Source organism: Alteribacter lacisalsi, assembly GCF_003226345.1.
Lineage (GTDB): Bacteria > Bacillota > Bacilli > Bacillales > Salisediminibacteriaceae > Alteribacter > Alteribacter lacisalsi.
On the sequence record NZ_PDOF01000002.1, the window covers coordinates 47,051 to 60,304 of the forward strand.

12 protein-coding genes and 1 riboswitch are annotated in these 13,254 nt (G+C 47.0%); of the genes, 10 read left to right on the forward strand and 2 right to left on the reverse strand.

Annotated elements, in window-relative coordinates; translation table 11 throughout:
• Positions 1–86: 86 nt before the first annotated feature.
• The 6 genes from groES to CR205_RS11600 all read left to right on the forward strand — a co-directional run bounded on the left by groES (position 87) and on the right by CR205_RS11600 (position 6,010).
• On the forward strand, positions 87–371 hold the full coding sequence (groES, locus tag CR205_RS11575; protein ID WP_110519972.1) for a co-chaperone GroES: 285 nt from the start codon (positions 87–89) through the stop codon (positions 369–371).
• 283 nt (positions 372–654) lie between these two features.
• Complete coding sequence (gene groL, locus CR205_RS11580) at positions 655–2,292, forward strand: chaperonin GroEL (protein WP_110519974.1); 1,638 nt, start codon at positions 655–657, stop codon at positions 2,290–2,292.
• A gap of 238 nt (positions 2,293–2,530) precedes the next feature.
• A complete protein-coding gene (locus tag CR205_RS11585; protein WP_161524760.1) occupies positions 2,531–3,235 on the forward strand; it encodes a TraR/DksA C4-type zinc finger protein in 705 nt (234 codons plus the stop codon).
• A gap of 234 nt (positions 3,236–3,469) precedes the next feature.
• Positions 3,470–4,396 carry an Ltp family lipoprotein gene (locus CR205_RS11590; RefSeq protein WP_236634781.1) on the forward strand — a complete coding sequence of 309 codons (927 nt, stop codon included), beginning with the start codon at positions 3,470–3,472 and terminating at the stop codon, positions 4,394–4,396.
• Between the two features lie 94 nt (positions 4,397–4,490).
• Positions 4,491–4,832 carry a hypothetical protein gene (locus tag CR205_RS11595; RefSeq protein WP_161524761.1) on the forward strand — a complete coding sequence of 114 codons (342 nt, stop codon included), beginning with the start codon at positions 4,491–4,493 and terminating at the stop codon, positions 4,830–4,832.
• A 56-nt stretch (positions 4,833–4,888) separates the two neighbouring features.
• On the forward strand, positions 4,889–6,010 hold the full coding sequence (locus CR205_RS11600; protein WP_110519980.1) for a M14 family metallopeptidase: 1,122 nt from the start codon (positions 4,889–4,891) through the stop codon (positions 6,008–6,010).
• A gap of 309 nt (positions 6,011–6,319) precedes the next feature.
• On the opposite strand, the gene CR205_RS11605 is transcribed toward CR205_RS11600, so the two are convergent.
• The gene (locus tag CR205_RS11605) at positions 6,320–7,933 is read right to left on the reverse strand and encodes a sodium:solute symporter family protein (protein ID WP_110519983.1); all 1,614 of its coding nucleotides are present in this window, start codon (positions 7,931–7,933) and stop codon (positions 6,320–6,322) included.
• Positions 7,930–8,409, reverse strand: coding sequence for an OsmC family protein (locus CR205_RS11610; RefSeq protein WP_110519985.1), 480 nt, complete (start codon positions 8,407–8,409; stop codon positions 7,930–7,932). Before CR205_RS11610 ends, CR205_RS11605 begins: the two co-directional genes overlap by 4 nt.
• 270 nt (positions 8,410–8,679) lie before the next feature.
• Positions 8,680–8,783, reverse strand: a riboswitch (SAM riboswitch).
• Between the two features lie 416 nt (positions 8,784–9,199).
• Here CR205_RS11610 and CR205_RS11615 point away from each other — a divergent pair.
• From CR205_RS11615 to rnjA, 4 genes are all read left to right on the forward strand, one after another.
• Entirely contained in the window at positions 9,200–9,526 is a 327-nt protein-coding gene (locus CR205_RS11615) for a hypothetical protein (protein WP_236634782.1), read from the forward strand.
• A 411-nt stretch (positions 9,527–9,937) separates the two neighbouring features.
• On the forward strand, positions 9,938–10,330 hold the full coding sequence (locus tag CR205_RS11625; protein WP_110519989.1) for a hypothetical protein: 393 nt from the start codon (positions 9,938–9,940) through the stop codon (positions 10,328–10,330).
• 254 nt (positions 10,331–10,584) lie between these two features.
• Positions 10,585–11,130, forward strand: a complete 546-nt coding sequence (locus tag CR205_RS11630) for a GNAT family N-acetyltransferase (protein ID WP_110519991.1) — start codon at positions 10,585–10,587, stop codon at positions 11,128–11,130.
• Between the two features lie 400 nt (positions 11,131–11,530).
• Positions 11,531–13,195: a ribonuclease J1 gene (gene rnjA / locus CR205_RS11640; protein WP_110519995.1), complete on the forward strand. Its 1,665-nt coding sequence runs from the start codon at positions 11,531–11,533 to the stop codon at positions 13,193–13,195.
• Positions 13,196–13,254: the final 59 nt, after the last annotated feature.

A 13,254-nucleotide genomic window follows, 5' to 3' on the forward strand; every position in this document is an offset into this window, starting at 1 on the left:
ACCCGAGTGCTAATAAACCAAATTTACTTATACGCGCAGACCGGACTCACCGGAATGTCGCAAATACATTAAGGAGGGTGTTTTCCTTGTTAAAACCATTAGGTGATCGTATTGTGATTGAACTGGTAGAGCAGGAAGAAAAAACGGCCAGCGGAATCGTACTACCTGATTCAGCGAAAGAGAAGCCGCAGGAAGGGAAAGTTGTTGCTGTCGGTGCAGGCCGCGTAACCGATCAGGGCGAGCGCATCGCACTTGAAGTAGCAGAAGGCGACAGCGTCATCTTCTCAAAGTATTCCGGTACAGAAGTGAAGTACGGCGGCAAAGAATATCTTGTCCTTCGTGAAAGCGACGTACTGGCTGTCATCAACTAAGTCTGTGCTTCGATAATACTTAGATTAAGATTTAATGAATGATGCGCAGGGCGGTGACTCCTGCGGGAAAAGTAAGAGCCGAAGACCCCGCAGGGTGAAATTCCCGAGAGGAGGCTGAGGCCAAGACCTGCGGAAAGCATCCGCCCGAAGCGAAACTCAAATCTTCGATTTGAAAAACACACAGCGAAGCCAAAGCCGGCACCGCCGCGGAAAGCGAACGGACGGTGTGCAGCGCAGCTATCGAAACGACTAAATCAAAAACCATACAGGAGGCTGATTTACCATGGCTAAAGAGATTAAGTTCAGTGAAGACGCTCGCCGCGCGATGAAGCGCGGAGTTGACGCACTTGCAGATGCGGTAAAAGTAACACTCGGGCCAAAAGGCCGTAACGTTGTACTTGAAAAGAAATTCGGTTCTCCACTAATCACAAACGACGGTGTAACCATCGCGAAGGAAATCGAACTTACTGACAACTTCGAAAACATGGGCGCCAAGCTCGTATCCGAAGTAGCAAGCAAAACTAACGACATCGCCGGTGACGGTACGACGACTGCGACTGTTCTTGCACAGGCTATGATCGCAGAAGGTCTTAAAAACGTTACATCCGGTGCCAACCCAATGGTCATCCGCAAAGGGATTGAGAAAGCGACAAGAGTTGCTGTTGAAGAGCTTAAGTCCATCTCCAACCCGATCGAAAGCAAAGAGTCCATCGCTCAGGTAGCTTCCATTTCTGCCGCTGACGAAGAAGTCGGCCAGCTGATCGCAGAAGCAATGGAGCGCGTAGGTAACGACGGCGTTATCACAGTTGAAGAGTCCAAAGGCTTCTCAACAGAGCTTGAAGTGGTTGAAGGTATGCAGTTTGACCGCGGATACGCGTCTCCATACATGGTGACGGATTCCGATAAGATGGAAGCGGTTCTTGAAGATCCGTACATCCTGATCACTGACAAGAAGATCGGCAACATCCAGGAAGTACTTCCTGTTCTTGAGCAGGTTGTTCAGCAGGGTAAACCGATCCTCATCATCGCTGAGGACGTTGAAGGTGAAGCGCTCGCGACACTCGTAGTAAACAAACTACGCGGAACGTTCAACGCTGTTGCTGTTAAAGCACCTGGATTCGGCGACCGTCGTAAAGCGATGCTTGAAGATATCGCGACACTTACTGGCGGTGAAGTGATCACGGAAGACCTCGGTCTTGACCTTAAATCTGCCAACATCACGCAGCTTGGACGCGCGTCCAAAGTTGTTGTATCCAAAGACAACACAACGGTTGTTGACGGAGCAGGCGACGCAGCTGAAATCGCAAGCCGCGTAAACCAGATCAAAGGCCAGCTCGAAGAAACAACGTCCGAGTTCGATAAAGAAAAACTTCAGGAGCGTCTTGCCAAACTTGCCGGCGGTGTAGCCGTGGTTAAAGTTGGTGCCGCAACTGAAACAGAACTCAAAGAGCGCAAGCTTCGCATCGAAGACGCCCTCAACTCTACTCGCGCAGCAGTAGAAGAAGGCATCGTATCCGGGGGTGGTACAGCTCTCATTAACGTGATCAACGCTGTCCGTAACGTTGAAACAAACGGCGACGAAGCAACTGGTGTCAACATCGTACTCCGCGCACTCGAAGAGCCGGTACGCCAGATCGCGCACAACGCCGGTCTTGAAGGCTCCATCATCGTTGAGCGCCTCAAGAACGAAGAAGTGGGCATCGGATTCAACGCAGCAACTGGCGACTATGTAAACATGGTCGAAGCCGGTATCGTTGACCCAACAAAAGTAACACGCTCCGCACTTCAGAACGCAGCATCCGTAGCAGCAATGTTCCTGACTACTGAAGCTGTAGTCGCAGACCTTCCAGAAGAAGAAGGCGCTGGCGGCGGCGGAATGCCTGACATGGGCGGAATGGGCGGAATGGGCGGAATGATGTAATCCATCATCCCGACCCATCCGGCCACCAGGCTCGGATATACAAAACCCCCTCATCAGATTTTCTGGTGAGGGGGTTTTTTGCTTTCTTCACACCGTTAAGCTTGTTGAACGAGAAAGAATAGAGAAAAAAAGCATTTAGCATTTCTTATAAATGTTTAGTTATGCTAAATTCTGTGTTTTAGCAGGCTAACCACTTTTTTTATAAGGTATGAAAGCGATCTTGAATGGAGGAATACCATTGATTACACAGGAGCAGACAAATATATTAAAAGGAAGATTATATGATATGAAGGAAGAGAACGAACAACGGCTTGCTGGTGGTGAATCGGAAACAGACAGTGACAGGAGGCCGGAAGATACAGGAGAAATTTCTAATTATGATAACCATCCGGGTGACCAGGCGACTGAGCTGTTTGAGAGAGAAAAAGATGCAGCTATAAATAATCATGCACGGCATCAGCTGAATGAAGTGAAGGATGCACTGCAGGCAATAGAAGAAGGCGAATACGGAAAATGTGAAGTATGCGGAGATTCAATTCCGTTTGAACGTCTGGAAATCGTTCCTGAAACGACAAAATGTGTCGAGCATGCCCAGGAGGCAAGCCGTGACAGATCCCGCCCGGTGGAAGAAGAAATACAAAGAGCTTCCCTTGAGGATGATTCGGAAAGCAAGGAGAGGGTTGCGTTTGACCGGAAGGATGCCTGGGAGTCTGTGAGTGATCACGGTACATCCCAATCGCCTTCAGACTTTGTAAATAAAGAACGGCAGTACAATAACCCCAAGGGAGATTCAGAAAACGATTCCGGGGTTACGGAAGAAGTGGACGATGTTGCCGTTTCTGATATCGAAGGTAACGATACAGGCAGAACTTCCGGCAGGAAAGAGCATGATGGCGGGTCCGGAAGCAGTTCAGACCTCGAAGACGACCCGAAACAACGCTAGGTTCAGTATTCTCATGGACTTATCGGGTCTTAAAAATAATTAGTATTCATTTTTGAACACCTCCATGGTGTTCTTTTTTTGATGAAAGTGAGAAGAACAATGGGTTGATGCAGGAATAATACGTAAGGACTGGTTAAAAAGATATAAATAAAAAACAGATAAGTGGGAAAAAAGCGGCTTTAGGCAGAATATATAAGGATGAGAATTAAAACTGAATAAGGGGGAGATCCATCAGTGGAAACATACTTAATCATTTTAACGTTAATGGCTTTAGCGGGTGTGGGAGTCTTTTTTGTCTTAGCCTTTGTGAAAGGGAAGGGAAACACATTCAGGAACTTTTTGAAATCAGGTGGCTGCCTGTTCGCACTTCTAGTTATCGCACTGATGGGAGCATGTGAAGAACCTGCTGCTCAAGAGGATGCAACTGCAGCTTCCGCGGAAGCTGAAGATATTGAAGCTGAAGATAAGGCTAAACAGGAAGAAGTTAAAAAAGCCGAGGAACAGGCAAAGAAAGAACAGGAAGAACAAGAAGCTAAAGAGGCTGAAGAACAGGCACAGAGAGAGCAGGAGGAGCAAGAAGCTAAGGAGCAGGCGAAGAAAGAAGAGGAAGAGAAAGAGAAAGAGAAAGCCAAGATAGAAGAAGAGGAACGAAAAGCTAAAGAGGAAGAAGAGCGTAAAGCTAAAGAAGAAGAGGAACGAAAGGCTAAAGAGGAAGAAGAACGTAAGGCTAAAGAAGAAGAGGAACGAAAGGCTAAAGAGGAGGAAGAACGTAAAGCTAAAGAAGAAGAGGAACGAAAGGCTAAAGAGGAGGAAGAACGTAAAGCTAAAGAGGAAGAGGAACGAAAGGCTAAAGAAGCCGAAAAAGCCAGCGTCACAGTCTCTCAGGAGCAGGCCGTCAGGATGGCTCAAGACTACCTGAGTTACATGGCATTCTCTAAATCAAGATTGATTGAACAATTAGAGTTTGAGGGGTTTACCACAGAAGATGCAAAGTATGGGGTGGAAAACATCACGGTTGATTGGCGGGAGCAAGCAGTAATTATGGCTCAAGAATATCTTGATTACACTTCATTTTCAAGACAGGGTTTAATTGATCAGCTGATTTATGAAGGATTCAGCAAAGAGCACGCAACGTACGCTGTTGATCAGGTGGGTTTATAGTAGATGTAAAGAAAGGAGCAGCTATTTGCTGCTCCCTTAAGTTACCGTTGAACTGACGTTGGAAGATATGACGTCATGAACGAAGGGTGTGCAGGTGGGGACTGGGTCCGTGTTAACGGACGACAATGTGGTAGTCAATCAGGTAAATGATGAGGAAGCAACGATTAACCTGACTTTTGAAAGTCTTGACCAGGTGGGTGTTGATGCGGGGGCTGTTCCTACAATTGCCGAGCTGACATTTACTCTCAGGAGGGCAAGTGAAGGAATTGCCCTGATGGAGATGGATCGTGGTGAGTTCACATATGTGGATGGCGATGTGCTCACTACAAGGCTTTTACCATATGACGCTGTCATTAATGGGGGGCTTCTTTGTTTTCTATTTTCAGGGATCTATTATTTATGTTTCAAGGTATTCAGCCTTTTTAATAATGTTTAGAGTGACCTTCACAGTGATATAGCTCCCTTAACGCACGAAAGAAGGGAGTCTTTGTTATGCGGGAAAATCGCTATTTCAGTCACACGTATGAAGAGTCGCGCGCTGGGTTCCGGGAGAAGCTGGGTGAAGTGAGGAAGTACTGGCCGGATGCCGGGCTTGAGACATACCATATTGGAAGCAGGGAAGATGATAATACCACCGATATTATTGCAGCAGATGCATTGGAAGAATCAAAGGATTTAATTATTATCACGACAGGAGAACACGGGGTTGAAGGGTTTGCAGGGAGCGCTTTTCTGCAGCTGTTTATTGAGGAATATCTTCCTCGCATCAACCATAAAACCACGGGCATACGCCTTGTACATGCCGTGAACCCGTGGGGGATGAGGAACTTCAGGAGAGTCACAGAAAGTAATATAGATTTAAACCGCAATTATATTGAAGACTGGGGAGAGTTTACGGGAAGTGTAGAGCAGAAATATACCCGGGAGAAGGAGCTGTTTGTGCCCGCTGAACCGCTCGAGAACATAAAGTCCTGTAAAGAGGAGTTACACGCCCGTTTAAACGAGGCATTTTCCACTGAAGAGCTGGCAGAATTCAAAGATACCCCCTCCGGTCAGCATGAATATAAGACAGGTGTCTTTTATGGAGGAAAAGACTGGGATGAACCGGCTCGGGAGTTGAAGACCAGATATTTTAACTGGGTGAGGGACTACGATCATCCTATGCACCTTGATATCCATTCCGGCGGAGGTCCAAAAGACGAACTCACGATAATATTCAACGAAGCTGACCGACGGAGCGAAGCCCGGCTTCAGGAAGACCTTTCATATTCCAATGTTATGAAATCCTCCACTGAAGACATATACGGGGATTCAAACCTTTATCTGCAGAAGGCTCTCCAGGAGGAATTCCCGGATAAAAAAACGATGGTGTGTTTATTCGAATTCGGGACGATCGGAGAATCAGTGGATGATCTCATTTTCTGCACCCGGACGATGATCAATGAAAACGGTCTCTATTTTCAGGGCGCACGTAAAGAAGAAGTCAGGGAAGAGGTGAACAGGGATTTTGCCAGACTGTTTAACCCTTCCAAGGAAGAGTGGCGTAAACAGGTGATCAATAAAGGTAGAGAGGGGCTGGAAGCGGTGCTGCGAAGCGAGAACATCCGCATTTAATCTGGTTAACGTTTCCAGGTGAATAATGATACGACGAAGGTTTCCCGTAAGTGCCATGAACTTTAGGGAAGCCTTTTTATTTGGCTCTGTTAAAGTTTAATGTTGATTTAATCAAGTTGATTGGAACGAACGAGCGATACTCCCGCGGAAAGGGAGCGCAGTGAGAGAAAATTAACAACTGACTTTAACAGAGCCTTTGATTTTAAAGGCTCATTTCATTTTATAAAGATACATAGTAAAGAGGGAAATACATAGGATCAGTAGATCTATGTATTCCCTCTGAACGCTACTCAAAAGTGAAGATTTCCTTTAAGAAACCATCTGTTTCTGAACAGATGCCTCGGTCCCTTTCGGTTTGATATAAATAATACTTCCAATAAATACCGCCAAAATATTAAGGAAGAGTGTCAATCCTACAACACCGGCAGCGTGAAGAGATTCATAGAACATTCCGTTGACTGCGAGCAGTGCTGCCACGGTGGCAAGCACAACGGCACCTTTTACCGAGCGCCTGTTGGCAACCTTCCAGTTTCCAAAGTTCAAAGCGACGGTAAACAGCACCATGACGAGAATGTTGACGCTCATCCCTACCCAGACCGGGTGAATGTTCAGGAAGAAATCAGTTGGGTGCCAGCCGCTTAAATGGTACCAGATTAAGCCTGATGCGAAGCCGCCGGACAGGGCACCGATGACGGCCCGCTTTGTGACCAGCGGCCAGAATAACGCAGCGACTACCGGTGCGAAAGTGGCGGAGTTCCGCATGGTCCAGGCGAGAACGTTCCACCAGGCGGCCTGCTCTGTGCGCAGGAAGCCGAAGGTGATCATGAGTCCTGTCAGCAGAAGCAGTGACCATTTTGTATATTTAACGAGCTGGTCGGGAGTAGCACCGGGGAAAATGGCGCTTCCCACGTCTTTACCAAGACTGGTTGCCCCTGAGAATTGACACGGCGCTCCCCATCCAAGAGCGCAGGCCCAGATGCCCAGGAAGAACAGGCCGACCAATGGAGCGGGCAGCACTTCCATTAAATATTGAGGAAGAGCAACGAGCCCGAGGCTGGCGTCAGGAACGACTACAGCGGCAGACAGGCCAAACAGAATACCTAACAAAATGAAAGGAACACTCATTATTTCTGCAGCGATTAAACCTTTGCGTCCTTCTTCCGGTGTTTTACAGGATAAAGCCATCTGAAAGGCAGCCTGCGCTAAAATCACGTTTACCAGGAAGGTGGCAAACCATACGAGGATCACCTGAAGGCCGGCGCCTCCCCAGTCAAACATGTTCGGCTGAGCAGCTGCAAACTGCTGCAGGCCGGAAATGCCCGGGTTGATAAAGAAGGCCGCGGTCCCAATGATAAACATGATGGCAAATATAAACGTGTTCATCGTCTGCGTAAAAGCGATCGCCCACATCCCGCCTGCCTGTAAATAAACAAATAGTAAGAGAGCAGTGAAAGCAACGGACAGGGACAGCGAAACGCCGGTAAACACATGAAAGGCAGAAGCAAAAGCAATCGCTGTAGCTACGGACCACATCGGAAAGGCAAATGCCGTAATCGCACCTGACAAAGCTTTCGCACGCCTTCCGAATTGATCGCCGATTAAGCCTGTGATCGTGACGATTAACTTTTCACGGAACGGTTTAATTAATAATAAGGCAATCAGCAGGACCTGCAATGTTTCTGCAACCCCGTACCAGATTGCGGAAACACCTGTCAGGTAGGAAAGTTCGACGATCGATATGTACGTTGAGCCTGAAAAGAGTCCGGTAATACAGAAGGCAACCGTCCACCACCTGAACGTCCGTCCTCCCACAAAATACTGCTCGCCGCGGCTGGCTTTCCGTTTCGCCACGTTCCCGATGATGATGAGGGCGAGAGTGTATACTACGGCGAGTGAAATGACCCAGAATCCATATGAACTCATGTTTGTGCCTCCTTGCTGATGTTCCAGACGACTTCAATTTCCACGCCGGAATCCTTAAACAGGTTGTAAGCGGGACAGCGTTTCTGCACGCGCTGGATAAAATCTTCCTCGTCTATTTCTTCTGCAAATGCGACGTCCACCTGCAGCGTCAACGTCTGGAAGTGCGGGTTCACATCAGCTGTCCCCAGCAGCCCTCTGCGATCAATGGCTCCGGTGGAAGAGGCGTCCAGATTTAGAATCGTTAACTCTTTTTCCCTCGCCACCATTTCAACAACGATCATGAAACAGCCGTTTAAGGAGCCGATGATATATTCCATAGGCGTTAAGGCTTCATTCGATCCGCCCAGCTTCTCCGGTTCATCAATTTTAAACGTGAAATCCCGAATCGTGTGCTCATTCTGAAACGGGCTGGTGCGCGTGCTTTGCGTTTCAATGGAACGTAAATCCGTCTTTTTCTGTGTCTGCTGATGTGTCATTTCATTTTTCCTCCCTTTTTAAAACATAGGTTCTGTTAAAGATTAATGTTGATTTAATCGAGTTGATTGGAACGATCGAGCGACACTCCTGCGGGAACAGCACCGACGGAAGACCCCGCAGGGTGATTTTCCCGAGGAGGCTGCAGTGGTGCCCGCGGAAAGGGAGCGCAGTGAGAGAAAATCAACAACTGACTTTTAACAGGCCAAAACATAAAAAAACCCTTCTACTTTTCTGTAAGAAAAATAGAAGGGTTGATGTAAACGTCCCAACTCTTATCTTTCAGACAGAAAATGTCTGCTGGAATGAGCACCTTGTTTTTAACAGGTTGCCGCGGGATCATAGGACCAGGTTCCTCCACCGCTCTGGATAAGAATTTTATGAATTTAACGACTATTCTACTTGTAGAGTGAATCGTCTGTCAACCGTTAATTTTCCTGCTGCAGGCTGAGCATTAATTGACGGCACGAGAAAAGTGTTCTGGGTCTTTTTCATGTATTTAAAAAATGAAGCAGATTAGAATTTACAATTTAAGTTCATTATGTAATATTTAAGTAGGATACCTCGAACGACCTCTATGTTTTACTCACCCGGTCCACTAACTCTAAAAGCCCTTAAAGATATCCTGCAAAAATGATTGCCCCCACCTAAATTACCACCCCCCTTCTTTAAGATTCATTCTCTGCTCTTTTAATTTCAAGCCTGAAAGGATGTGATGACCATGTAACGGCACCGGTATGTTTTTTGATCCTGTTTACAGTACGAAAACATCATCATTAGGAGGAATGTCTATTGGGTCACGATATTCATGGTATTAACAAATCAGGTCAGGAAGTCGCTTATGCACGCTTCAGCATGTGGAATCACAATTCCACAATCCTTTACAACGTCCTGGATGCAAGCCAGTACCATGCAGGTGTGAGCGGATGTGGGGAGCGTACGACTTTTTCGAGACGCGAAATCGAAAGAGCCATGTCCGCCTTTATCAATCTCGATAAAAATGATATTCCTTCAAGAAGTGATTTCCTGAACTGGGATCAGCAGCAGGTCTCGGATTTTCTGGAGAACTGCTTAAAATCAGCTAGAAAGGAAGGCAGTGTCGACGTTTATTTTGGCTGACAAACGCTTCGGTTTTATCCCCTCGCAGACCATCCTTTTTAAGCCCTTATAAACTTTTCCCCCGGCAGACATAAAAATTTATGAATTCCTTTACCGCCCTTACTCCCAGCCAATATGATATAATTTTAAACACAAAATCCTTGTTCTGTGAGGTGAACTCGTTGACTACCTTTAGTCATAAGACTAAAAAAGAGCTCCTCAACGCATTGTAAGAACAGTCTTCTGCTATGTTTATGGTTGAGGGGAAACTCGTTTCAGTGGAGATGGAGGACAGTGGTTCAAGTAATGAAAAAACAGATGATCCCATCGAGGAAATAAAGAATCGTCCTGAGCTGAAAAAGTCGCTTCAACATTACATGGACAACCCTGAAATGAAGCGTTATACAGTGGATGAAATAAAAAGGAAGCGACATGGAAGGTGACGATAAAGGTCGTTTTGATGCTTTTTTCACAGAGGAATTTGACACGTGTTTAGACAACATTCACAATTTCTTTGCGGAGCAGGGGACGGAAGTACTGGGCTGGTGGCTAAAAAAAGAAATTGAGGTCATAGACTACATTGATTCGCTCCTTTCTCTATTTCCATTTTCAGGTCTTGCGGTAATCGACGGTCCTTTTGCAGGTTTTCGCAGAATTTACTATGGAAAAAGCAATCACCTGATGTTAAATTACATTATCTATTATTTCGTACATGAACGTGACGGCAGGGTTGATCTCGTCACGATCCTGCCCTCACGAACGAATAGAGAACGATACAAACGTTATACCAAAGAGGAAGGTATCCTTTATTCAACTATTCACTAATGCACACATTCGTTTTCCCTTGCCTCATCGATCTCTCCAGACATCGGTGAGGCTTTTTGTTTTTGTGCGTGCAGGAAGTTAAGTTCGAACGATTGGGATATTTTTATTTACTTACCCACAAATAGATGAGCTTGTTACAATTTAGGTAATACTCGGCTGAAGTGACGTGGGGACGGTTCTCGTTTTGCATTTTCATCTCCCGCAGATGAGTAGGCGCAAGATTTGTGAAGACACATAAAAGAAGAGGAGAAAACATGAATCCAGTCAGCCATCATATAGAATACCGTGAATTTGATCCTGCAGCAGACCGTATCGACCAGCTGACACAAGTTCTTAACTTAGCGTACAAACAGTTGGCAGACATGGGCCTTTATTATGTCGCCGCGTCTCAGGGCAGTGATGTCACATTAAAGCGGATCCAGCATGCCCGCTGCTTTATTGCTGTTGCCGATGGCGGCATCATCGGCACCATTTCCTATTACAAACCGGGAACCAAAACTGACTGCCGGTGGTACAGTCAGCCAGGTGTCGGCGTGGTCGGGCAGTTTGGGATTCTTCCTTCCTGGCAGGGCAGCGGAGTGGGGGGGACCCTTCTGGAAATGGCAGAACGTGCAGCGGAAAAATCAGGCGCTTGTGAATTGGCGCTGGACACAGCCGAAACGGCCGATCACCTGATCGACTATTATCAGAAGCGAGGGTATCGCTTTGTCGCCCAAACCAACTGGGAGGCGACAAACTACCGCAGTGTCATTTTAAGTAAGAAGCTGCGGGATTTTCATAATGGCTCTGTTAAAGATTAATGTTGATATTTTGCTTTCGTGGATTGAAGCGAACGCGCGACGCTCGGAACAGAGCCGGCTGAAGACCCCGCAGGACGTTTTTCCCGAGGAAGCTGAAGCGGTGCCCGCGGAAAGGGAGCGCAGTGAGCAGAAATCAACAACAGACTTTAACAGAGCCTTCATAATAATCACAGAGAGGGGCAGGAGGCCTCTCTTTTTTTTTTTGTGAGAGTACGTTCCAAGAAGGACTTGGAGAATCTTTCCGGCATCCCCCGGGAAGCAGCCGGAAAAAGTATGTGTTATAAAACATCAACTATGAGAGAATAATAGATAGTAATATTTCCGTGAGGCGGGTATTGGCCCGCGAAAGAACACCGCATATTATTATTTTTAAAAAATAGTTGTTAGGAGTCAGATACTTATGAAGGTTAAAAATCATCAAGCTGCCATATATGCCCTTGGCGGCATGGGCGAGATCGGGAAAAACATGTATGCCATTCAATTTCAGGATGAGATTATCATTGTCGACGCAGGGGTGAAGTTTCCCGGGGACGAACTGCTGGGCATTGATCTGGTGATCCCTGATTTTACTTACCTGGTCAGGAATGCGGATAAGATTAAAGGCCTGTTCATTACCCACGGGCACCTGGATCATATCGGAGGCATAGCCTATCTGCTGCGTGAGATCAATATTCCTGTATACGGCGGGAAGCTTGCTCTGGGGCTGCTTCGAAGCCAGCTCGAGGAACATGGTCTGCTGAGATCGGCGAAGCTGAGGGAAATTGGCGAAGACGATATCGTAAAATTCAATAAGACGTCCGTTTCCTTCTTCAGAACAACTCACAGCATCCCGGATTCGTATGGCGTTGTGGTGAAAACACCACCTGGAAATATCGTGCATACAGGGGATTTCAAATTTGATTTTACGCCGGTTGGCGAACCTGCAAACCTGACAAGAATGGCCGCACTTGGAGATGAGGGCGTTCTTTGTCTCCTTTCCGACAGTACGAACAGTGAAGTGCCCGGGTTTACGATGTCCGAGCGCAAAGTCGGCCAGAGTATCGATCAGATCTTCCAGGCCGTTGAAGGAAGGATTATCTTCGCTACTTTTGCCTCAAATATTTACCGCCTGCAGCAGGCCGTGGAGTCTGCTGTTAAACACGGCAGAAAAGTGGCGGTTTTTGGCAGGAGTATGGAAAAGGCCGTGGATCTGGCACTCGATTTAGGGTACATCAATGTCCCGAAAGAGACTTTTATCGATTCCCGCGAGTTATCCAAATTGTCCGATGACAGAGTAGCCATTCTCTGCACAGGCAGTCAGGGAGAACCGATGGCAGCTCTTTCGCGGATTGCCTACGGAACCCACCGGCAGATACAGATCCACCCGGGGGATACGGTTGTGTTTTCCTCTTCCCCGATTCCCGGAAACGCACTGAGTGTGAGTAAAACTATTGACCAGCTGTATCGTGCGGGAGCCGAGGTGATTCACGGGCCGCTGAATGATATTCATACCTCAGGCCACGGTGGACAGGAAGAACAGAAATTAATGCTGAGCTTAATGAAGCCGAAGTACTTCCTGCCTATCCATGGCGAATACCGGATGCTCAAGCAGCACGTGAAATTAGCAGTGGACTGCGGTGTAGAGGAAGAAAACTGCTTTGTGATGGACAACGGTGATGTGCTCGCCATTGAAGAAAAAGAAGCCGTGGTGTCTGGGAAAATTCCTGCCGGTTCCGTTAATATTGACGGGAAAGGGATCGGAGATATCGGCAACATTGTGATCCGGGATAGAAGGATTCTTTCCGAGGAAGGGCTCGTCGTGGTTGTTGTAACGTTAAACCTCAAGGAGTTTAAGATCACATCCGGGCCGGACATTATCTCCCGGGGATTCGTGTACATGCGGGAATCAGGAGAGCTGATCAATAAAGCCCAGCAGCTGCTTTCCAGTCACCTGAATGAACTGATGAACAATAAAACAAGCCAGTGGTCGGAAATTAAAAATGAAATTACAGACCTCCTTGGACCGTTTTTATATGAAAAAACAAAGCGGAGACCGATGATTCTGCCAATCATTATGGAAGTATAACGGCGGAGCTGAATTCCCGAGCGAAAAAAACAGGCTGTTGAGAATGGACTCAACAGCCT

Bases quoted from the DNA above. Each gene is read 5' to 3' on its own strand.
- CR205_RS11630 (WP_110519991.1), top strand. From the start codon at position 10,585: ATGAATCCAGTCAGCCATCATATAGAATACCGTGAATTTGATCCTGCA.
- rnjA (WP_110519995.1), top strand. From the start codon at position 11,531: ATGAAGGTTAAAAATCATCAAGCTGCCATATATGCCCTTGGCGGCATG.
- CR205_RS11605 (WP_110519983.1), bottom strand. From the start codon at position 7,933: ATGAGTTCATATGGATTCTGGGTCATTTCACTCGCCGTAGTATACACT.
- groL (WP_110519974.1), top strand. From the start codon at position 655: ATGGCTAAAGAGATTAAGTTCAGTGAAGACGCTCGCCGCGCGATGAAG.
- CR205_RS11610 (WP_110519985.1), bottom strand. From the start codon at position 8,409: ATGACACATCAGCAGACACAGAAAAAGACGGATTTACGTTCCATTGAA.
- CR205_RS11600 (WP_110519980.1), top strand. From the start codon at position 4,889: ATGCGGGAAAATCGCTATTTCAGTCACACGTATGAAGAGTCGCGCGCT.
- CR205_RS11625 (WP_110519989.1), top strand. From the start codon at position 9,938: ATGGAAGGTGACGATAAAGGTCGTTTTGATGCTTTTTTCACAGAGGAA.